The organism is Neobacillus phoenicis, from assembly GCF_047302305.1.
In the GTDB taxonomy this organism is placed as follows: domain Bacteria; phylum Bacillota; class Bacilli; order Bacillales; family Cytobacillaceae; genus Neobacillus.
Map to the genome: position 1 here is coordinate 4909096 of NZ_CP154847.1, position 21590 is coordinate 4930685.

Below are 21590 nucleotides of genomic sequence, written 5' to 3' on the forward strand. Positions count from 1 at the left end.
ATTTTTTCCCTTTATTTGATCCAAATCGATGGATTTTGTCTTACTTTAGAGCAGTTAAGGGGAATTTCTCCTCTTATTTCTGCTTATTAAGCTTACTTTTTATACAATAGCGGGAATTTATCCCCTTATGAATTATCCTACCTACACGGAAAACAACAACAAATGATAACAGAGCCAAAATTTAAATGAAGTAGCAAAAAAGAGATTGGGGATTCCCAATCTCTTTTTGTTGTTTTTTTAAGAAAAACATTAATCTCAGCGACTAGTTACCGTTTAAACCTTTTTTCTTCCTTCACGGGTACTAGTCGCACTGACTAGTTACCGTCTTAATCCTTTTTCTTCCTTCACGGGTACTAGTCGCACTGACTAGTTTCCGTTTTAATTCTTTTTCTTCCTTCACGGGCACTAGTTACTCTGACTAGTTACCGTCTTAATTCTCTTTCTTCCTTCACGGGCACTAGTCGCACTGACTAGTTACCGTCTTAATCCTTTTTCTTCCTTCACGGGTACTAGTCGCATTGACTAGTTACCGTTCTTTCTTTTTTCTCTCCTTCACGGGCACTAGTCGGCCCGACACTTACGGCCTGAATCATTTGCACATTAAAAGGATAAAACCTCAGCGATTTTATCCTTTAACATCACTATTAAATAATTTATTTATGCGTCAAGTTACTGTTGCACCGGTTTATTGCTTATGGGAACTTCTAAAATAATCTTTGTTCCCTTTCCAGTTGATGAAACGATGGTCAGTTCTCCGTTCACAGAACGGGCGCGCTCATCCATACTAAAATGTCCCACACCAGTGGACTGCTTATTCATATCAAAGCCTACACCCTGATCTTCAATCATTACCCTGATATGGTCATCCATCTCTCTTATGATCACCTTTGCCTCAGAAACCTCAGCATACTTTCTGATATTTGTTAAGGCCTCCTGGATAATTCGATAAATGGTCAGTTCAATATTAATGTTAAGGCGGCGGTTTAAGACACAATCAAAATATACGTCAATATTGTAATGATCTGAAAACCTAGAAAGGAAAGAACGGATCGCCGGCACTAATCCAAGGTCATCAAGGACTGATGGCCGGAGTTCCCACGAGATTTCGCGAATCTCTTCAATTAATTGAGTAGCTTCTTTTTGCATTTGATGAAGCAATGGATGATCGAGTTCAGCCATTAAACGATTAATTGTAATTAGATGACTGTATAGGTTTTGTCCGATGCCATCGTGCAAGTTTCTGGAGAACCTTTTTCTCTCCTCCTCCTGCACATCAATAATCGTTGTCATCATTTTTTGAAGTTCCTGTTCTACCCGCTTTCTTTCAGTCACTTCATAGCGAATAGCTAAATATTGATAAGGCTTACCCTGCTCGTTTAAAAAAGGAACGATGGTCGTATCCACCCAATAATACTCACCATTTTTCGCCTTATTATAGATTTCACCCTTCCAAACGTTTCCGTTTCCGATGGTCCTCCACATCTCTCTGAAAAATTCCTTAGAATGATACCCAGAATTTAGGATTCGATGATCATTGCCCATTAACTCTTCTCTAGAATATTTAGAGATATGGCAAAATTTATCATTTACATATGTAATAGTCCCTCGTGAATCCGTGATGGCAACGATTGAAGATTCATCAAGAGCAAACTTTATATCTACCAATTCCTGCATGGATTTTTTCAACTCTAACTCAAGGTCTGCTAGCTTGTCTGCAGGCTGGTCTATTTCTTTTTCCATAGCTACCTCCTGCATTTATAATAGGAACTGGTCCTTTAATATCTGTTCCAAGAACCTTGCGGAATCATATACCTTCTCCTGCTCAGTTTCAGTAAAAACAGTCGACTCTCTATTTCCGATCAGCAATACCCCTTTGGGAACAGAATTGAAAAATAAAGGGACCGCATAGGTGGATACAAGTTTTTCAGCAAGCATAATGGGATGATCGGTCACTTTTCCAAGGATGCCGTTTGGAAAATCAGTTATCATCATTGGACTGCCGCTTGAGATAATTTTTCCAGCGATACCCTTTCCAAATCGAACGGTGATTCTTTTGTATTTCTCATTTAAATTGCCCGATGCATAATGCCACCTTACATCAGGACCCACTTCATTTTGTAAGGCCAGGGCAACAAAATCGCAATTAACCGCTGATAACAACTGATTGCATACCTCAATCACCGCGGGAATCTCTTTTATTTCAGTCATCGCAAGTAATTCCCCTTAAATGCCATAGCCTAACAATCCTTTTCTAACAGCATATTCCACCAGTTCTGGTCTCGTTTTCATCTGTAGTTTTTCCATTAATTTTCCCTTATGGGTCTCAACTGTTTTCACGCTGATGACAAGTTGTTCCGCAATTTCTTTATTGGAGTACCCTTTTGCTGTTAATGTTAAGACTTCCTTCTCACGTTCAGATAAAAGGTTATATGTGTCATTACCATCTTGTTTCATACTGCTTAGATATTCTTCCATTAAACGCTTCGTTGCAGACGGGTGAAGATACGCATCCCCTTTTGCAACAGATTCGATTGCAGACATGAGCTCATCATGTGGAGCACTTTTTAGAATACAGCCCGATGCCCCCCCTTGAATGGCACGAAAGAGATATTCTTCATCATCGTGCATCGTTAGGATTAATATGTTGATCTCAGGCTTTTGCTTCTTTAATTCTGTCGTTGCCGACAACCCATCTTTTCCATGAGGCATGCTCAAATCCATGACAACAACATCCGGATTAAGCTTCAAGGCTTTTTTAATCCCTTCATTACCTTCCGATGCTTCACCAATCACTTCCATTTCTGGATTTGTGTTTAGTAGCATTTTTAAGCCCATTCGAACGACGGCATGGTCATCAACCAGCAGGATTCTTATCACTCTTAACTCCCCTTTATTCCCTATTTAATAACGGAAGAGATAGTTCTATACATGTTCCTTCTCCTATTTTAGAGGAAATGTTACACTGTCCGCCAGTTAGAAGCATTCTTTCTTTCATAGCCGCAAGCCCTGATGATGGATTATTTTCGTCATGCTCCTCCGGTCGAAATCCTTTGCCATAATCATTAATGGTAATTTTTAATATATCTTCAAACCAAATAAAATTCATCTTCACATGGCAGGTATCTGCATACTTGGCAATATTCGCTAGTGCCTCTTGGCATACACGGAATACGGTAATACTCGTTTTTTCTGGTATCTCTTTTTCTTCTCCTGTGGATTCTAGGTCTACAAGAATTCCAAAGGTTGAAGTATATAACTTAATATAGCTCTTCATTGCGGAAAGTAAACCAAGAGTGGTTAGGGTAGGCGGATGCAATTCCACAGACAGCAGCCTTATTTCCTGGATAGTCTTCTCTATTAACTGCGACATTTCGCGGACATAATTTTTCATGAACGGTTCGTTTGCACCGGATTCAATAAATTGTAATCCAGTTAAGATACTATATAGATTTTGTCCGACGCCTTCGTGCAGTTCTAATGCGATTCGTTTAATTTCTTCTTCTTGTGTATGAATAATATATGAGCTGATCTGCTGATGTTTTGACCTTAATTGATCCATTTTGCACCTCCTACTTCCATTTTCATAAATAAATAGAGTGTTTTCGTAAAAATTTTTGCTTTTTTACTTATTTCAATACTTAGGAATCAAATCAAAGTGTAAAATTACACCTTACGAATGAACCCCATAGATTTATCAGCGAATTTTAGTATTTTATCAGCGAATCTATGATTTTATCAGCGAATTTTTACAGTTTATCAGCGAATTTAAAGATTTATCAGCGATTCAAAAATCACAACTTTTTAAAAAAAAGAGCAAATAAAAAAAAGGCAGGTTCTTATTATAAGACCTGAACCTTTTTTACTGTATATGTCAAGCCGCTTTCCTGATCAAAAGCAGACCATTTATTCTCTGACTGCTTTACCTCACTTTTTAATGGCACAGCTAGAAAATAGACTTCATCAAAATATAAACGAATATGAGTTTCATCCGGGCAGTGTTGCACTTTTTTCACTGTCTTTTTAACGGCTTGAGCTTGATCTCCACCCTCCGAGTCCTGAATGGCAATTTCAACAGGTACACCCACAAATCGTTCTACATCCTCTAACTTAATGAGTTCCACAGCTATTACACCCTCTCAATACAGGATAGATGAACATCTTATAGCCCTGAAGATACTCCCAAAATTTCTCGCCAGCATTTTCCTCGATGTACTGAATGGTCTCCTCCTCGGATAACCAATCGCTCATCCCTTTAATTTCAGCCACAACCATCTCCGCTCCATCAATCTTTTTTTCTTCTAGAAACCAATTCAACCGTTTTTTTGCAAAGGTATTCTTCAATAACTCATCAATTTCACTACTAAAATCGCCTGTTTCCGGACGGACGAAACAAAAATCTATATATGTTTCACTAGTCATTGACCTTCACACCTTTTTTATAAATGAGGATTGCGACTGGAAATAAAATCACGTTAACGACAGCTGCAATAATCGTATTTGTATAATTCTCATAGAAATATTGATGAACCATAAATTGTGTAAAAATAATATTGAGCATCAATACGGCTAGTAGAAATGCTACAGGGATATAACTACGCTTCATAACGCTTCACCCCCACGGCATAAACGGCACCGTTCTCCACTTTCACATAAATCTCTGGAAGCGGACGTCTAGGCGGTCCGGCAATTGGTGCACCCGTTTCTACGTCAAATTTTCCATGGTGGCACGGACATAGCATTTCGCCTTCATCCTTTTTCCAAAACACAGGACACCGAAGATGTGTGCAAGCATTTTGGTAGGCAACATATTTGTTTTCAGACAGTCTGATTAAAATCGCGCTGTCATGTTCACCAGGAAACGCAAAGTCAACCGCGTCTCCAATTGGTAATGAATTCACATCAGTAATTTTATGCTTCGGATATTTTTTATCTCCAAGCCCATTCAATTCTTTTGCTGCTAATACTCCCCATGGAAGAGAGGAAACGGCGAATACTCCTGCCGCTCCAACCAATGTTTTCATAAATCCACGACGGTCTAATTTTCTTTCGTTATTGCGGTTTATATTATGAGTATAGTTATCTTCTTCGAACGGGATTTTATTATTTTTATCTGTCATGTTAATCCCTCCTAAAACAATTTAGTGACACCCTGTAAAATACCAGGAAGATTCACTTTTACATTTGTTTCGCCTTCTAAATAAGGCATGCTTGTTACCCACTTACCATTATCCAAATTAAACTGCTTTTGTTTTGCTTCAATCTCTTCATCGGTTAACCACTGAAGCGTATTAGATGGGCAAACACTCGCACACATTGGCGGGATACCATCCTTCGTACGGTCAATACATAGATCGCACTTATACATTAAATTCTGCTCGGTATCAAACTTCGGTATACCGTAAGGGCAGGCAATCGTACAATTTTGGCAGCCAATACACTTTTCCACAAGAGCAGACAGTACAGCTCCTGTTTCGTGAATTTGAATCGCCTGTGCCGGACAGCTTCTTGCACAAGCTGGATTCACACAGTGAAGGCACATTAGAGGCATCGTTTGACGGTTAACAAGCGGATTCACATCGTAAACGTAGTTACGATTGCGTTCCTCATGCCCTCCGCACTGTGTACAAGCCGCTAAACAAGAGCGGCATCCTATACAGTTTTCAAGTTCTAAATATAGCCTCTTTTTCATTTACTGCACCTTCTTCATTTCTAGTTTTTCAATCTGTGCGGCACACGCTTTAAATTCTGGCATCCGAGACATTGGATCAAGAGCCGCAATGGTTAGGAGATTAATAGATTTATCGTGACCGAAATGGTATGGAACAAATACTGTATCTTTTCTAATGGCTTCCGTAATTTTCACTTTATATTCTGCTTCGCCTCTGCGAGTAAATAGGCGAACATATTCTTCATGCTCAATCTTGTATTTAGCTGCTGTTTCTGGATGTACCTCTACATATGGCTCTGGACACATATCACGTAAGAATTGAATTCGTCGTGTTTGATTTCCAGATAGATAATGATACACCACACGTCCTGTTGTTAAGCGAAGTGGATATTCTTCACATGGCTCTTCAGCAGGTGGACGGTAAGGTAGGGCACAAATTTTAGCTTTCCCATCTGGATGATAGAATTTTTTATCTAAGAACATATGTGGAGTTCCTTTGTCTTTTTCATCTTTACAAGGCCAGAATACACCATCTTGCTTTTCAATCTTATCCCATGTTGCACCGTAGTAGTCTGCATAGCCGCCCTTTGATGCTAAGCGGAATTCATCGGCTACATCTCTTGCTGTTTTTAAATGTGAGAAATACTTTCCTCTTCCTAGACGCTCCGCAAGTTCTACTTGCATCTGCCAGTCTGGCTTTGATTCACCAATTGGCTCCTGCGCTTTATTAATCTTAATAATACGACCTTCAATATTGGTTACTGTTCCTTCGTCCTCTGACCAAGTCACACTTGGGAGAATGACATCAGCGAATTCTGCTGATTCTGAAAGGTAAAAATCTGCACAAACCATAAAGTCCAAGCCTTTCATCGCTTTACGAACAAAGTTTAAGTTTGGTGCAGATACAGCTGGGTTTGAACAAAGTAGATACAACCCTCGAATTGTTTTTTGCTCCATTAATTCAAACATTTCATAAGCTGAAACACCTGGCTGAGGCATTTCTTCAGGAGTAATCCCCCAAACCTGACATACTTCTTCTACATGCTTTGGGTTGGTAAGTTTACGATAGCCTGGGAGCAAATCGGATTTTTGGCCGTGCTCACGTCCACCTTGACCATTTCCTTGCCCTGTAAAGGTTGCAACGCCTGATTTAGGTCGACCAATTTTCCCTGTTACTAGTGCCATGTTTGTATAGGCTGAAACATTATCCACACCTTTATGCTGCTGCTCAATTCCACGGGCAAACATGACAACAGCATTTGGTGCCTTACCGTAAATTTCTGCCGCACGGATAATCTTTTCTGGAGCAACTCCTGTTAGTTCACTTGTATATTCTGGAGTAAATTCTTTCACTAATTCTTTTGTTTCTTCAAAACCATTTGTATGGTTGTTAACGAATTCTTCATCTGCATATCCATTTTGAATCAATAAATTTAAAATTCCGTTCGCAAGCGCTAAGTCTGTTCCTGGTCGTAGGTCTAAGTGAACATCTGCTCTTCTCGCAATTGGTGTTTCACGAGGATCAGCTACAATTAAGTAACCACCTCTCTCTTGTACATGCCAAACACGGAACATCGAAGTTGGATGGCATTCAGCAGTGTTACTACCAGCAATAAACAAGCAGTCTGTTTCATGGATATCTGTCCATGGTAATGTTGAGCCACGATCCACTCCGAAAGAACGAAGGAAGCCACCTGCTGCACTAGACATACAGAATCGACCATTGTAATCAATGTAGCGTGTTTGCATAGCAACACGAGCGAATTTTCCAGTTAAATAACATTTTTCATTGGTCATGGATACACCACTAAAAACGGATAATGTATCTTTTCCGTACGTTTCCTGAAGTTCACCGAACTTTTTAGCGATTAGATCATAGGCTTCATCCCAGGATGCTTCACGGAATCCTTCTTTTGTCCCCTTCAAAGAAGCATCGTCTCTAATTAATGGTTTTAAGATCCGATCATCATGATTGGTTTGTTGGTAAGCCGTAACTCCTTTAGGACACATCTTTCCAACTGTTACCGGCCAATCATAACGTGGTTCTATCCCAATAATCTTGTTCGTTTTTGTATTTACACGTAAATTCATCCCACATTGCATTCCACAGTAGCTGCAGTGTGTTTTTACGAGCGTTTCATTTGGATGACGTACATTTTCTATTTCTTTAAAAAACTTATCCCTTTGCATTCTGGTTTGCCTCCTTGACCTTCACTTGGTGCGTTGCGAATCCTGAAAATCTTGAAATACGATACTTTCTACGACATGGAAGACATAATTCAGCGAGATTGAAGCCATCTGTCATATTGAATTCCATCTCATTGACTCCCAATACTTGAATTACGTCGTTTGATTGTTCAACTGATACAAATTTCTCTCCGCATACCTTGCATTCTTTCATATGTTGTTCTCCATAATGTTCACGGTAGTTTCTTGCAAACACGCTCATTGGACGGAAAGGAATATGAGCAAGCTTTCCGAATGGCAGATAGATTAAAGTAACAATGACTGAGAATTGGTGAATGAGTGACATCTGCGGCTGCATCCAGCCATGTAAAAATACGTTTTGGACTGTTAATAAAAGTCCAGTAATGGAAATAAACAATAATAGGTATAGTGGCAAGAAATCATACATAAACTTTTGTTCCGCTCTTGCTTGCATATTTCTCATACGGCGGTAAAGGGCCATGCAAACACCGGCCGTAACCATAATCGCTGCAATATTTAATGCATTATAGGATAACCAGGCGATGATTCCATCCGCCTTAACCTTCATAACATTCATTCCGAATAAAACAATTGTATAGAAGCCATTGTCTTCCATTGTAAAGTACATCCAGCTAAACACGAGTGGGAAAGTGACAAGGCAAGCAAGCACACAGCCCCAGCCTATTAAAATATGTTGTACCCAGCGGTAAACTCCCCGATTGCGAATGAAATCATAAATCGCTAAATGGCTAACAGCTGTTTTAGGTGTGCTTTTTCTAAAAATGAGCTTCAAGCCCTTTTTAATAAAAATCTTAGTTGGTGGTCTTTCGCCCCAAGCAATAAAGCGGTAGAAGAAACCGCCGATAAATACGATCGTTCCCATCATATATCCATATAGATTTAAGTCGACATGTGTAAACATTCTTGTTCCGATAAAGGTTAAAATCACAAGTCCGACAACCGTTAAAAACATCGATTTAGCAAAATGTGATGCAAATGCATCATTGACCGAACGTCCTTGTTTTTTAGTCGTTGAGATATTCGCTTGCATTTGGAGTTCCTCCTATAAAAAAAATAACACTTCCGTTTTCTTACCCTAATTGTAAGAAAAACAGCAGTGTTATCTATATAGGGGAACTCCCCTATCATGGGGGGAAAAAACCCCTAAAAAAATTATTTTAGACAAAAGTCTGTCACAAACAAGAAAAGCGGAAGCGCTTTGATCAGCCTGGACAGTTTTAAAAGTTATATTACGAGTATTTTTTTTTCCATGAAAATAAAAGAAGCAGAAAGCCAACTAACATTTGTACTGTGAATAAAGTTGCATCCCAAAATGGAAGAGATGTCGGCCCCTCCAAGTAGCCTGGCATAACCCTTTTCACAGCAAACAATAATTGGGGAACATAAAAAACAACATACAGGCTGAGCGTTAGAACTACTCCAACGAAATAAAAAATGGAATAGGTAAAGATCATCCTTCTTTCCCCTTCGAAAACAACTTCTTCCTTTTTCTGCGATTTAAGAAAAGGAAACCATCTTTTAATCATCTGTTGGGCATTTTCCATCAAGTTATAACAACCAGTGACATTTTCAAAAACGTAATATAAATCTGTTTTCATATAAATACAGCATTGGTAAATGAGACGAATAAAGGTATCTAATACTACAAGCGACATGAAATTCAGGAAAATCCCTGATCCATTTGTAAAAATCACCTGACTAACCAAGGATAAGAAAAGAATAACCATATCAAAACAAAGTCCAGCTAGATATAAAACATTTCGATTTTTTGATGATAGTTTCCAGGCTGAAGTCATATCTGTCTCCAGGACGACCAATATTAACCTGTGGCCTACCTCTACTCTTGTAGAGAGATTATTTGCCCTCATTGCAAGAATATGACCGAATTCATGAATAAGTACGGTACAAAATGTCACCACAAGCCATGTTATGATATTTAATACCATGTAATCAAATATGAACAGATCTTTGTAGTGTGGAAAATGGCTTGGGTGGGTTATTAATAAGAACACGTTCATAATGAATAAACCAACATAGAAAATCATTGCCGTCTTATTAAAAAAGAATATCCCTAGTTTAGGTGAAATCCACTGAAAACTTAAATGTTGTTTTTTCTTCTCGGGTAAAGTGACTTTTACTCCATCAATTTCAGCAATGAGCTGAAGCTGTAACAACTGTTCAGCAAAATCGATGATATCTACTTCTTCTTTTGGATATTTTTCTTTAATATGCTGTTCAATATCCCCTAATGATTCACCGTTTTTTATTAAAGTTATTGCATCAATACAAATCTCCGGCATTTCGAAGTACTCACCGGAACTTATATCTTCTACTATAAAGTATTTTTTCTCTTTCCTAATTTCAATGGGGACTAATTTAAGAACTGAACTAAGTGTTACTTCCATTTAAACACCGTTCCTAACTTGTATTCTATAATAAAAAAAGGATGCTTAGATTTTTCTAGCATCCTGTTTTCACTTATACCCACCAACAAATCCAACAACTGGTAATTTTAACTTTTCTTAATCTCCGAATTTTCAAGGGGGTCACCTCCTTAAATTAGTAGTTTGCAGTAACTTTACTAATTTCTTCAGTTATCTCTTTTACAGATTTATCATGTAGGTTTTTCCATACTGGATAAGTTTGTTGAAATAAATCTACTAATTCAGGATCAAACTGGGTGCCTTTTCCTTCTATTATGCGTTTATACGCCTCGTCGACTGCCAACGCGTTTCTATATGAACGATTGGATGTCATTGCATCAAACGCATCAGCTACTGCTGCAATTCGGGCTAGAAATGGAATTTCCTCCCCCTTCAATTGGTCTGGGTAGCCTTTTCCATCCCAGCGTTCATGATGTGAGCGTATAACTTCTATACTACTATTCAATTGAATCACTTTCGATACTGCCTCTGCTCCCACATTAGTGTGGGATTTAATAATTTCATATTCTTCTGAAGTCAGTTTTGTCGGCTTCATTAAAATTTGATCTGGAATATGAATCTTTCCTATATCATGGAGTAAACAAGCAAATTCAAAAGATTTTAACTCTTCTTCTGTATATTTCCCTGTTGTTTTCGCTAATTCGAGAGCATAACTCGCTACTCTCTCACTATGACCTCTTGTATATGGATCTTTAAGTTCAAGGGTAGCAATAACACCCTTCACAATCCCTGTTAACTGTTGATCATAAGAAGTTTTAATAGCATTGACATAAGCTTGAAATCGAGATAATAAAACAAATGCTAATATAGATAGAGTCGTTACTAATAATATTCCTATGAAAACGATTGGCGCTTTTATTACAAGTCCAAGAATAACATACTTCAAGATTAAGCCTACAGACACGACTATCATAAAGGGTTTACTAACAAAAACAGGTGCAAGTAAAAGCCAAAAAATTTCTCCTGCATTGCCACCCTTATATTCATTAGCATTACCAATAAAATTAATAATGTCAGCAAAAAGGGTTATCAATGTATAACTGATAAAATAAATATATTTGATATAGTGTAGTTTTTGCTTTTTCACAAGATTTTGTGCAACTGGTATTAATGCAAACATGAATAGATATAATAAAAAAGTTAAACCATTAGATTTCTCATCACTCAATTGAGGAAAATATAATGTAATAAAATTAAAAATAATATCGAAAGAGATTGATATTATATAAAAGAAAATTAAAAACCATTTTAGGGTCTGTGCTTCTTCACTCATTATATGAGGATCTAATATTCGTTTTTTCATTTGTTAACCTCTCGTAAAGTGAGTAGTTTTGTAGTAATAATTACTTAAATAGAATCATATAGCTAATTTTTTGACACTTTTCTACATTATAAAACATTTGCATTTATTTAAATACTAGTAAATTAACAAGATTTATGTATAAAATAGAAATATTTCATCAAAATATGTTTAAAATTACCATTTATTATTTTTCAATCTCATTTTCTATGAATTATTGGTAAAATTACTTCCACCTTTGTTCCTTTTTCAACTTCACTTTTAATATTTAGTTTTCCTAAATGTTCTTTAATAATTTGATTAGTCACCATTAACCCTAATCCCGTTCCGTCCTCTTTTGTTGTAAAAAATGGTTCTCCCAAGTTAAGGATGTTCTCGTCCTTAATACCACATCCTTCATCCTGGATAGAAATATACATTTTCTGTTTTTCAACAACTTTTACATTTATTTTTATACATCCACCATCCGGCATTGCTTCGATTGCATTTTTAATTAAATTTAAAAATACTTGTTTTAGTTGATTACTATCACAATCAATAGGAGGTAACGGTCCAGCCATAGTGGTCTCTACTGTTATCCCTTGGATTTCAGCCTGTTGTTGAGTGATTGAAAGAGTATAAGCGATTATTTCCTCAATACTAGCTTTTTCAAACTTAACAGCTCTAGGTTTTCCGATATACATTAAATCGTTAACAATAGAATTAATTCGGTCAATTTCTTGAATCATGATTGGATAGAAATCATTTGTATTGGGATACCGCTCCTGCTGAAGCTGTGTAAACCCTTTTAAAGATGATAGAGGATTGCGAATCTCATGACCGATAGCAGCAGCCATCTGACCAATCACAGCTAACTTTTCTTTTTTGAGAAGTTCATCGTGAATACTGGTTAAAGATTTGATATAGGAATAAAAACGAGTCAGCATAACATTCGAAATTGCTGATAGAATTAAGTAAATTACTATTGAAATAAATACCTGAGGATCACGTAATATTAATCCTAAAACAATATACTTTCCAATCAAACTTAATGAAACAGTCCAAAAATACTTTTTGCTCACAAAAATTGGGCAGAAAAGAACAAATAATACTTCCACAATATGCCCACCCATATAATGTTTAGGGTTACCTATGTAAATTATTAAAGTGTTTATAACATCTATTAATAAATAACAATAGATATAAACATATTTAACTAAGTAGAGATTTCCCTTTTTTATCATCCATATGCTAATCGGCAAAAGAATCATGATTAAAACATAAATCCAATTTCCCAATCCCTCCTGAGGATTTCCTATTTTTTCATTCTTTAAGGTATTAGGAAGAAGGTAGTATGCAAGAATATCAAAAGAAAAATAAACAATATAAAATAACCATAAAAATAACTTTACTGCTTTCTTCTCTTCCAAAATTAATTGAGGACTCTTGATGCACTCTTTCATTTTGTTACTCCCTCGAATATAAATATAGTTCAATCATACTTACTCCTATTTTATCATCTTTCCTCCAAATTTTTGACAATATATCCAAAAAACATTGCTAAATTTCGACATTTTTCGATAAAACGTAACAAAAGAACCCTCATACACTTGCGGGTCCTTCACTTTTAATAATATTAACTTACTTTTCTCATCTGATTATTAGTAATATCTAAGGTTGAGTGCTTACGCCCGTATCCAAAGTACACAAACAATCCGATTACAAGCCAAATGCCAAAGCTGATCCAAGATACTGCTGGCAGCTGAATTGCTAAATATCCACAGAAAATGAATGCAAGGATCGGAATATATGGAACAAATGGTACACGGAATCCTGTTTTTGGTGCTTGTTTATTTTTACGAAGATATAAGATTCCAATTGAAACCGTCATAAAGGCAAACAATGTACCTATATTAACCAACTCTGCCAGTCTGCCCAATGGAACTAAACCAGCAAAGAAAGAAACTAATAAACAAGTAATCCATGAATTTACGGTTGGTGTTTGTTTCTTCTTATCTACCTTTGAGAAAACCTTTGGCAATAACCCGTCACGGCTGATGGCATAAAATAATCGAGATTGTCCATAAAGCATAACTAGTAATACCGTAGTGATCCCGGCAATGGCTCCTAGAGAAATAAAGCCGGCCACCCAATCTTGATGGATATAGTTAAGAGCAAAGGCAACAGGGTTTTTCACGTCAAGCAGTTGATAAGGGACGATCCCCGTCAAAATCGCAGAAACAATGATATAAAGAACAGTACATACTAGCAATGAAGCAATAATACCTATTGGCATGTTTTTTTGCGGATTTTTTACTTCCTCCGCTGCAGTAGATACAGCATCAAAACCGATGTAGGCAAAGAAAACTGTTGCTGCTCCCGTTGTTACACCGGAAAATCCAAACGGCATAAATGGAGTCCAGTTGCCTGGCTTTACATACCATGCACCAACACCAATAAATAAAAGCACAACCGCTAACTTAATAATTACCATAATTGTATTAAAACGAGCTGATTTTTTTACACCTTGTGTTAATAGTAAAGTAATAACAAAAACAATAATAATAGCTGGAACATCGATAAACGTCCCATTTGCAGGATCGTAAGCACTGGTTAAGGCTTTGGGGAAATGAATCCCAAATCCTGCAAGCAGTCCTTGAAAATAACCGGACCAGCCGCTGGCAACTGCAGAAGAAGCAAGTCCATATTCGAGGATTAAATCCCACCCTAAGATCCAGGCAATGAGCTCTCCAAAGGTAGCATAACTATACGTATACGCACTTCCTGATACAGGAACAGTTGAAGCGAATTCTGCATAACAAAGGGCTGCAAACACACACGCTAAACCAGATAATATGAAGGAAAGTATTAAGGCAGGCCCTGCATGTTCAGCAGCAGCAACACCTGTAAGTACAAAAATACCAGTCCCAATTATTGCTCCAATACCGAGCATAGATAAATCAAAGGCTCCTAATTCCTTTTTTAAGGTCACATCTTTTTGACCTGATTCTTGGATAAGAGTCTGAATCGACTTCTTTCTAAATAAATTCATAGGTAATCCCCCTAGAAGCAACTGACTAAATGTTCTGAAAAAGACAACTAAAAAATCTATATCGAAATAATATAATCATTTTATAGAAAAAGCAATATATTTTGAAAAATAAATAATTTGCAAATAATCCCTTGTAAATTACTTACATAAAATCGAAAATAACAAGGCTTCTGTATTATTTAAAATTCTTTAACTATACTAGTAAAATAATAAACATTACCAACCCTTGGGATAATTGCTGTTATTTATCCTTAGGTGTTTCGTTGAAGTTTTGACATGATTACCATTATCTAGATTGTCCGATCTTACATCAGGTTCAGACTGTAGTACCCATTTAAATGATCCATGTACCAAGTTGCTTTGCCTTCTGACAGTGTTTATACTTTTTCCACTTACTCTATCCGAAGTCGCTTTTGAATCAGGCATAAAAGAGTACAGATAGTATCAAAGTCTACAAAAAGAGCAAATAAAAAAGGATGATACGAAGGGTAATTTCCCTCCATATCATCCTTTTTGTAGGAATCTATTAAGCTACATTTGTTTCAAGTTGAACTCGTGGAGAATTCCACATATTAATCCATTTCTTAATAGCTGTCACCATTATAATGACTCCAAGTGCCAGCATAATAATAGATAGGATTCCATTTAATACGCTATAGCCTGCTGCTGCTGAATTAAGGTAGACATTTTTAACCATCCAATATCCAGCATAATTTACTGTAACAAATAAATAGGAAAGCGGGATGAGGCAGGTAAGCATATATCGTCGTTTATCTGCTATTCTCAGAATAACGGTTGCCCCAACAATAAGACCAATGGATGCCATTAACTGATTAGAAACTCCAAACAGTGCCCAAACAGATCCAATGTCACCTGAGAATAATAAGTAACCCCACATGAAACATGCTAATGCACTGGCAAAGATGGATCCTGGAAGCCAATCTGTTTTCTTTAACGGCTTATAAAACTCTCCGAAAAAGTCCTGAATTAAATAACGCGCTACACGAGTACCCGAGTCAATAGCAGTTAAGATAAATACTGCTTCAAACATAATAACAAATTGGAAAAAGTAAGATGATAGTTTCGCAAACCAAGGAATACCTGTGAAGATGTATGTCATACCAACTGCTAATGTAACTGCACCGCCAGTTCTTCCTTCAAGGTTAATCCCAATTTCGTCCGCTAGCTTCGGTAGCTCTACAACATTCATACCAAGTGTTTTGAACACTTCTGGTGTGGAGTTAATAGCGAAATAATCGGCTGGTTGAAGAGCAGTTGCTGCGATCAGAGCCATAATTCCTACCACACACTCAACTAACATCGCTCCAAAACCTACGACCTTAATATCTGACCAACGATCTAGCATTTTCGGAGTAGTTCCTGAGCCAACAAATGCATGGAATCCTGAAATCGCTCCACAAGCAATAGTGATAGAGATGAATGGCCAAACAGGTCCACCTAGGACAGGGCCGCCACCTGAAGTAAATTTCGTGAATGCAGGCATTTCAATACTTGGATTGATAATGAAAACACCAATGATTAGAGCAATAAATACCCCAATTTTCATAAAGCTGCTTAAATAATCGCGTGGCGCAAGCAAGAGCCATACAGGCAATGCTGCTGCAAAAAAAGCATAGATTGGTAGAATAATAGCTAATGTCTTTGTATCTAATGTCAACCAATCACCTAAAACAGTATGTTGGATGGATGGACCTACAAAAACTCCAACCATAACAAGGATAAAACCGATTGTTGATGTTAATTTCAAGTTACCAGTTTTCTTATAAGCAATCCCAACGAACATCGCAATTGGAATCGTGATTCCTACAGAGAATGTACCCCATGGATTATGTTCAAGGGCATGAAGGACAACCATTGAAAGTCCAGCCATTGTGATCGTGATAATAAACAACATGGCAAGTCCTGTACAAAAACCAGCAACTGGTCCGAGCTCTTCTTTTGCTACCTCTGATAAAGATTTTCCTTTTTTCTGCATGGATGCAAAAAGTACAACCGCATCATGGACTGCACCACCGATAACCGCACCAATTAATAACCAAAGTAAACCTGGTAAATATCCGAACTGCGCAGCGAGAATAGGTCCTACAAGTGGACCCGCCGCTGCAATTGCCGCGAAGTGGTGACCAAATGTTACCCATTTATTTGTAGGAACATAGTCCTTACCATCATTTAATTCGTGTGCAGGTGTAGGTTTTGAGTCATCTAACTTTAAAACCTTAGCTGCCATGAATGTACCATATAAGCGATAAGCAATCATTAAAATACAAATGGAACCGATTACAATTGAAACCGCATTCATTTATCCAACCTCCTAATCTCATTTCCTTTTATTACTCTTATCATACTTTAAGAAAACGCTAACATAGGATTTTCAGGATGAAAGGTAGAAATATAGACTTGAAATGCAAAAACAGCTGCTTAAAAACCAAGCAGCTGTTTCAATTCTTTTGTATACGTTCTGCTGACTGGAACCTTTTCCCCGTCTGACATTATCAGATTATAGGTAGAATTAAACCAGGTCTCAATCTCTATAATCGAATTAATACTGACTAAATACGATCGATGGACACGAATAATTTGAGATTTTTGTAGTTTCCTCTCAAATGTAACTAAAGGATCATTCACCACGTACTTTTGTTTCCCAGTTGCAATAATTGTTTTGCCCTCATTCGTGCTGATATAAAGGATGTCGCTAACGTTTACTAATATAATTTTCTCATCAACTGTTAGAGCCAGTTTTTCCGTGTTTGAAAATAAGCTTGCCTTTGATGGTAGTGGAATATTTGGCTCTTTGCTCCCCAAAAGCTTCAACAGCTTCTCAATGGTTTGCTGCACTCTTTTTTCATCAAAAGGTTTTAATATATAATCAGCTGCATTTAATTCAAATGCCTTTAAAGCATACTCATCATATGCAGTGGCAAATACAATCAAAGGAGGGTAATCCAGTTTATTGATTCGGCTGGCAATCTCCATTCCACTTTCATCAGCAAGCTGAATATCTAGAAAAACCACGTCAATGTCGAGGTTTTCTATTTTATCTAGCGCTTCTTCCACTCCGCCCGCTTCACCAGCTAATTCCACCTGTTTACTTCTTTTTAAAAGATAGGCAAGCTCATCTCTAGCCAATGGTTCATCATCAACGATAAACGCTCTTAACAACATCCTCACCCCACTTCTGCTGCGTTAATGGCAGTTTAATCCATACCTTTGTCCCATGATCTAGTTTACTTTCAATTTGAAAAGAAGCTGTATGTCCATAAATTTCTTCTATTCTTTTTTTTATATTCCATAGCGCTGTCCCTGTGCCTTTAACTGAATCAATCGTTTGATTCCCTAGTCTCCCAAGCAGTTCTGGCTGAATGCCCTTTCCGTCGTCTTCCGTTAAGAGAACCATACCGCCATCCTCCTGAAACGCCCTGACCTTCACAGTCCCATTTTGGGCTTTAGGAAACGCATAACGTATGGCGTTTTCAACAAGCGGCTGCAGAGTGAAAGGAGGGATAAGAATTTTTTTAAAAGCTTCATCAATTTCTAACTCAACTTTGTAGCGATCCGGAAAACGGGCCTGCTCAATGGTTAAATAGGCCTCCACATGTTCCAATTCTTTTTCAAGCGGGATTAACATTTGCCGAGCCCCTTGAAGATTGCTACGGAAAAAGGTACTCAGTTTAATTAATAGACTTCTAGCTTTATCTGTGTCCGTTCGAATAAGACTTGAAATCGTATTGATTGCATTAAACAGGAAATGTGGATGAACTTGGGCTTGTAATGCTTTAATCTCAGCATCCTTTAATAATCTTCTTTGTACTTCTAACTCTGCCATTTCTAATTGAACAGAGAAAAGTTTTCCAAGACCTTCGGCAAGCTCCTGCTCTACTCGATCAAGTTTCCTCGAATCAGTGAAATATAACTTCAATGTCCCTACTGTTTTCGTATGGACCTGAAGAGGTAATACAATAGCGGCTTCTAAAGGACAGCACGGATTAAAGCATTGAATTTCCTTAGCCGTTTTTGCAATCGTTATGTTTCCTTGTTCAAGTACCTTTTTGGTTAATTCTGTCGCCATGTTTCCTAATGGAATGTGGTGATCGGAAGCGGCCCCTACATGGGCAAGTACATGAGACTGATCCGTAATGGAAATGGCATCAGCGTTAGTCCAATTTAAAATAATTTCTGCCGCTTTAGTGCAGGAATCAACATTCAAACCTTGCCGAAAAAACGGAAGCGTCTGATTGGCAATGTATAATGCCTTATGCGTTTGTAGAGCGTGCGTACGCTCCTGTTCTTGAAGAATTTCCTGAATAATTAACACAAACAGGAGTGTTCCAAAACCATTGATAGCAATCATAGGAAAAGCGATGACCTCCACAAGATGGAGTGCTTCCTCATAAGGCTTTGCCAGTAAAAGAATGACCCCCATTTGAGCAAATTCCATGGTTATTCCAATCATAATTGCTTTCCAGGGTGATAATCCTTCTTGAACATTAAAGCGTTTACTTAAAAATCCAGTTACAACTCCTGCAGAAATAGTAGAAATGGCACAGGCGGTAGCAGTAAAGCCACCTAAAGTTAACCGATGCAAGCCGGCAATTAAGCCCACTCCAATGCCAACGATAGGACCACCTAATAAGCCGCCAATCGTGACTCCCATGATTCTTGTATTCGCAATGGCACTTTCACTATCCATATTAGTAAGCCATTCTTGGGATGTAACGGTCCCATGTCCAATTCTCACACCCGTATAGTTACTAATAACCCCAAAAGTTCCAAATATGATAATCATAACTACCTTGGCAGAAATGTCATGTTCATTATGAATAATTTGACGAAATGACTTCATCCTCGAAAGGACGAAAGCAACAATGATCAAAATCCCTACACGTTCCAGCATGAGAGGTAATAATTCAACCATTTGATCTCACCCTTCATCTTTTTCAACTAGTGAAAACGTTATTGACTACTCTATTACTATACCAAAAAAATAAGCTAGCTGTCTCTAAGACTAGCTAGCGTTTACATTCATTACCATCTCTTCTTTTTTCCCTTCAGGAAGCACCAACGTGACTTCGGTTCCGACTCCAAGCACACTGTGATAGGAAATTTTCCCATTCATCGTTTGAATGATTTTTAAGGAAACTGAGGTACCAAGCCCCGTCCCCTTATCCTTTGTGGTATAAAACAAAGTTCCTATCCGAGCTATTTGTTCTTCCGTCATTCCTTTACCCGTGTCAGCAATCTTTACCGTTGCATGATAATCGTTTGAGTTGGAATGAACAGTTACTTTTCCACCTTCTGGAGTTGCCTCGATTCCATTTTTAATCAAATTAACCAACGCCTGTTTAAATTGATTCCGATCGGTAACAAGAGAAAAGCGGTTAGATTCCAATTCACTATGTAGCTGTACTCCTTGTTTGGCTGCAAGGGGTTCCATCAGAATCACTACTTCTGCTAGAACTTCTCTCAATGAAAACTCCTCAACTTTTTCAAATTGCGGCTTAGCAAAATTTAAATAATCATTAATAATCAACTCAGCCCGTGCTAATTCATTTAATACGAGAGAAAGATATTGATAGTTTTTCCCCGATTCTTCTCGCTGCATCAATTGTAAAAAACCCTTCACAACCGTTAATGGATTTCGAACCTCGTGGGCAAACGATGCAGCAAGTTCACCGAGGGTATTTAATTTTTCTGCCCGTTGAATTTCCTTCTGCATCTGGTTTCTTTCAATTATGCCTTCATTCAACTTTGCAGCCAATCCCAAGGCTAATGTTTGAATGGAACCTACAAGGATAAGATCGGGGAGATTAAAATCCAATTTAAAGAAGTTACCCTCTAAATAACGAAAGATATTTAGCGAAAGAAAACAGAGTGTTAGAGACCAAACACCTGCGAGCATGGTTAGTACAACTCTTTGTTTCGGAGAATACCTCCAAAAGATCTTGAGTAAGAGGAATGGAATAAGAGCAGTTAAGACTGAGTTTGAGAGTCCAAAAATCATGGTACCTCCCCCCAATATCAAGCGCGTTCCAATTATTGAGGATAATACAATACCTCCCGCCACAGGGCCCCCATAAAGTATCGCTAATACAAGCGGAACATAGCGAAGGTCCCAATGAAAGCCATAGTTTGCATACGAGAAGAGCATACAGGTTATCGCTGCAATACTTTGCAAGAAACCACATAAATAGGGAGATTTAAATTTTCGATTATTATCCATTAGAGTACTGGATAGTAGGACAGGTGCAATCGTAATTAGTACATTCAAAAGGAGCTTCTCTGCCAACATTGTCATTCCTCCATGGATATCCTTCTATTTAAGTTAACAATACGACAAAAATCGTCACTTTCCTTTTTTTCTAAAAAATTATCACTATAAAAGTTATCTGCTTTCCCCCGTAAATTTACCGTAGTACACATAACATTTACGATCTTCATCTATTTCTCTTGAATCCATAGCAAACTCCATATATTTACCATTCCTTTGGAGATAAATTGCATCAGAATGAAGAGTCGGCAAAACCTCTTCATGCTCCCAATTGTCTCTTTTTTCAACTAGGGGTGAACCAACTAATGTGATTTCTCTAATTTCTAGCCCTATGTGAGAATAAACGGGTTCAGCAGTATCCTTTGGAAACTGTTCCTTTTGAACATATAACACTAGTGTACCGTCTGGATCCATAGCAGTTGCCGTAACGGAATAGGTTTCTCCTTCTTTAACAAAAAATTCACAGGACATTCTTGCTACAGCTTCAGCCGTCGATAAATGTAGATAATTCCATAATGCAGGGTATTTTTTATAATTGTCGTCAAGTCGATACTCTAATCTCATCTCTTCAGCCCTTCTTTCTTTCACTTTCAAATTTTTGCATTGTTTTCCTGACATTACCTTCTATAATA

20 protein-coding genes are annotated in these 21590 nt (G+C 37.6%); all 20 read right to left on the reverse strand.

Going from position 1 to position 21590, the window contains the following annotated elements; genetic code table 11:
* Window positions 1-669: 669 nt before the first annotated feature.
* The 20 genes from AA0X95_RS25080 to AA0X95_RS25175 all read right to left on the reverse strand — a co-directional run bounded on the left by AA0X95_RS25080 (window position 670) and on the right by AA0X95_RS25175 (window position 21522).
* Complete coding sequence (locus tag AA0X95_RS25080; RefSeq protein WP_413302954.1) at window positions 670-1740, reverse strand: PAS domain-containing protein; 1071 nt, start codon at window positions 1738-1740, stop codon at window positions 670-672.
* 15 nt (window positions 1741-1755) lie between these two features.
* Window positions 1756-2208 (reverse strand): GAF domain-containing protein, encoded by a 453-nt coding sequence (locus AA0X95_RS25085; RefSeq protein WP_413302957.1) that lies wholly within the window; start codon window positions 2206-2208, stop codon window positions 1756-1758.
* Window positions 2209-2223: 15 nt separating this feature from the next.
* On the reverse strand, window positions 2224-2877 hold the full coding sequence (locus AA0X95_RS25090) for a response regulator (RefSeq protein ID WP_413302959.1): 654 nt from the start codon (window positions 2875-2877) through the stop codon (window positions 2224-2226).
* Window positions 2878-2890: 13 nt separating this feature from the next.
* On the reverse strand, window positions 2891-3559 hold the full coding sequence (locus AA0X95_RS25095) for a sensor histidine kinase (protein WP_413302962.1): 669 nt from the start codon (window positions 3557-3559) through the stop codon (window positions 2891-2893).
* A gap of 280 nt (window positions 3560-3839) precedes the next feature.
* On the reverse strand, window positions 3840-4121 hold the full coding sequence (locus AA0X95_RS25100; RefSeq protein WP_413302965.1) for a hypothetical protein: 282 nt from the start codon (window positions 4119-4121) through the stop codon (window positions 3840-3842).
* On the reverse strand, window positions 4108-4419 hold the full coding sequence (locus AA0X95_RS25105) for a hypothetical protein (protein WP_413302967.1): 312 nt from the start codon (window positions 4417-4419) through the stop codon (window positions 4108-4110). Before AA0X95_RS25105 ends, AA0X95_RS25100 begins: the two co-directional genes overlap by 14 nt.
* Window positions 4412-4603, reverse strand: a complete 192-nt coding sequence (locus tag AA0X95_RS25110) for a hypothetical protein (RefSeq protein WP_413302969.1) — start codon at window positions 4601-4603, stop codon at window positions 4412-4414. Before AA0X95_RS25110 ends, AA0X95_RS25105 begins: the two co-directional genes overlap by 8 nt.
* The gene (locus AA0X95_RS25115; protein WP_413302972.1) at window positions 4593-5117 is read right to left on the reverse strand and encodes a Rieske 2Fe-2S domain-containing protein; all 525 of its coding nucleotides are present in this window, start codon (window positions 5115-5117) and stop codon (window positions 4593-4595) included. Before AA0X95_RS25115 ends, AA0X95_RS25110 begins: the two co-directional genes overlap by 11 nt.
* An 11-nt stretch (window positions 5118-5128) precedes the next feature.
* Complete coding sequence (locus AA0X95_RS25120; RefSeq protein WP_007086371.1) at window positions 5129-5689, reverse strand: 4Fe-4S dicluster domain-containing protein; 561 nt, start codon at window positions 5687-5689, stop codon at window positions 5129-5131.
* Window positions 5690-7858, reverse strand: a complete 2169-nt coding sequence (locus AA0X95_RS25125; protein ID WP_413302976.1) for a molybdopterin oxidoreductase family protein — start codon at window positions 7856-7858, stop codon at window positions 5690-5692. It lies immediately after the preceding gene.
* A complete protein-coding gene (locus AA0X95_RS25130) occupies window positions 7845-8927 on the reverse strand; it encodes a hypothetical protein (RefSeq protein WP_413302978.1) in 1083 nt (360 codons plus the stop codon). The genes AA0X95_RS25125 and AA0X95_RS25130 overlap by 14 nt, the downstream gene beginning before the upstream one ends.
* A gap of 199 nt (window positions 8928-9126) precedes the next feature.
* Window positions 9127-10302, reverse strand: a complete 1176-nt coding sequence (locus AA0X95_RS25135) for a hypothetical protein (RefSeq protein ID WP_413302981.1) — start codon at window positions 10300-10302, stop codon at window positions 9127-9129.
* A 154-nt stretch (window positions 10303-10456) separates the two neighbouring features.
* Entirely contained in the window at window positions 10457-11644 is a 1188-nt protein-coding gene (locus tag AA0X95_RS25140) for an HD-GYP domain-containing protein (RefSeq protein WP_413302984.1), read from the reverse strand.
* Between the two features lie 197 nt (window positions 11645-11841).
* Window positions 11842-13116, reverse strand: a complete 1275-nt coding sequence (locus AA0X95_RS25145) for an ATP-binding protein (RefSeq protein ID WP_413302987.1) — start codon at window positions 13114-13116, stop codon at window positions 11842-11844.
* A gap of 140 nt (window positions 13117-13256) precedes the next feature.
* The gene (locus tag AA0X95_RS25150) at window positions 13257-14672 is read right to left on the reverse strand and encodes an amino acid permease (protein WP_413302989.1); all 1416 of its coding nucleotides are present in this window, start codon (window positions 14670-14672) and stop codon (window positions 13257-13259) included.
* Window positions 14673-15198: 526 nt separating this feature from the next.
* Window positions 15199-16992 (reverse strand): carbon starvation protein CstA, encoded by a 1794-nt coding sequence (gene cstA / locus AA0X95_RS25155; protein WP_413302992.1) that lies wholly within the window; start codon window positions 16990-16992, stop codon window positions 15199-15201.
* Between the two features lie 119 nt (window positions 16993-17111).
* Window positions 17112-17852: a LytR/AlgR family response regulator transcription factor gene (locus AA0X95_RS25160; protein WP_413310245.1), complete on the reverse strand. Its 741-nt coding sequence runs from the start codon at window positions 17850-17852 to the stop codon at window positions 17112-17114.
* Window positions 17830-19605, reverse strand: coding sequence for a LytS/YhcK type 5TM receptor domain-containing protein (locus tag AA0X95_RS25165; protein ID WP_413302995.1), 1776 nt, complete (start codon window positions 19603-19605; stop codon window positions 17830-17832). The genes AA0X95_RS25160 and AA0X95_RS25165 overlap by 23 nt, the downstream gene beginning before the upstream one ends.
* Before the next feature lie 90 nt (window positions 19606-19695).
* Entirely contained in the window at window positions 19696-20979 is a 1284-nt protein-coding gene (locus AA0X95_RS25170) for an ATP-binding protein (RefSeq protein ID WP_413302998.1), read from the reverse strand.
* A 93-nt stretch (window positions 20980-21072) separates the two neighbouring features.
* Window positions 21073-21522, reverse strand: coding sequence for a hypothetical protein (locus AA0X95_RS25175; RefSeq protein ID WP_413303001.1), 450 nt, complete (start codon window positions 21520-21522; stop codon window positions 21073-21075).
* Window positions 21523-21590 lie beyond the last annotated feature (68 nt).

What these genes read in the sequence shown, in the direction of transcription:
- AA0X95_RS25175 (WP_413303001.1), bottom strand. Translation starts at nt 21,522, where the DNA reads ATGAGATTAGAGTATCGACTTGACGACAATTATAAAAAATACCCTGCA.
- AA0X95_RS25080 (WP_413302954.1), bottom strand. Translation starts at nt 1,740, where the DNA reads ATGGAAAAAGAAATAGACCAGCCTGCAGACAAGCTAGCAGACCTTGAG.
- AA0X95_RS25120 (WP_007086371.1), bottom strand. Translation starts at nt 5,689, where the DNA reads ATGAAAAAGAGGCTATATTTAGAACTTGAAAACTGTATAGGATGCCGC.
- AA0X95_RS25150 (WP_413302989.1), bottom strand. Translation starts at nt 14,672, where the DNA reads ATGAATTTATTTAGAAAGAAGTCGATTCAGACTCTTATCCAAGAATCA.
- AA0X95_RS25110 (WP_413302969.1), bottom strand. Translation starts at nt 4,603, where the DNA reads ATGAAGCGTAGTTATATCCCTGTAGCATTTCTACTAGCCGTATTGATG.
- AA0X95_RS25170 (WP_413302998.1), bottom strand. Translation starts at nt 20,979, where the DNA reads ATGTTGGCAGAGAAGCTCCTTTTGAATGTACTAATTACGATTGCACCT.
- AA0X95_RS25130 (WP_413302978.1), bottom strand. Translation starts at nt 8,927, where the DNA reads ATGCAAGCGAATATCTCAACGACTAAAAAACAAGGACGTTCGGTCAAT.
- AA0X95_RS25115 (WP_413302972.1), bottom strand. Translation starts at nt 5,117, where the DNA reads ATGACAGATAAAAATAATAAAATCCCGTTCGAAGAAGATAACTATACT.
- AA0X95_RS25105 (WP_413302967.1), bottom strand. Translation starts at nt 4,419, where the DNA reads ATGACTAGTGAAACATATATAGATTTTTGTTTCGTCCGTCCGGAAACA.
- AA0X95_RS25140 (WP_413302984.1), bottom strand. Translation starts at nt 11,644, where the DNA reads ATGAAAAAACGAATATTAGATCCTCATATAATGAGTGAAGAAGCACAG.
- AA0X95_RS25095 (WP_413302962.1), bottom strand. Translation starts at nt 3,559, where the DNA reads ATGGATCAATTAAGGTCAAAACATCAGCAGATCAGCTCATATATTATT.
- AA0X95_RS25125 (WP_413302976.1), bottom strand. Translation starts at nt 7,858, where the DNA reads ATGCAAAGGGATAAGTTTTTTAAAGAAATAGAAAATGTACGTCATCCA.
- AA0X95_RS25135 (WP_413302981.1), bottom strand. Translation starts at nt 10,302, where the DNA reads ATGGAAGTAACACTTAGTTCAGTTCTTAAATTAGTCCCCATTGAAATT.
- AA0X95_RS25085 (WP_413302957.1), bottom strand. Translation starts at nt 2,208, where the DNA reads ATGACTGAAATAAAAGAGATTCCCGCGGTGATTGAGGTATGCAATCAG.
- cstA (WP_413302992.1), bottom strand. Translation starts at nt 16,992, where the DNA reads ATGAATGCGGTTTCAATTGTAATCGGTTCCATTTGTATTTTAATGATT.
- AA0X95_RS25165 (WP_413302995.1), bottom strand. Translation starts at nt 19,605, where the DNA reads ATGGTTGAATTATTACCTCTCATGCTGGAACGTGTAGGGATTTTGATC.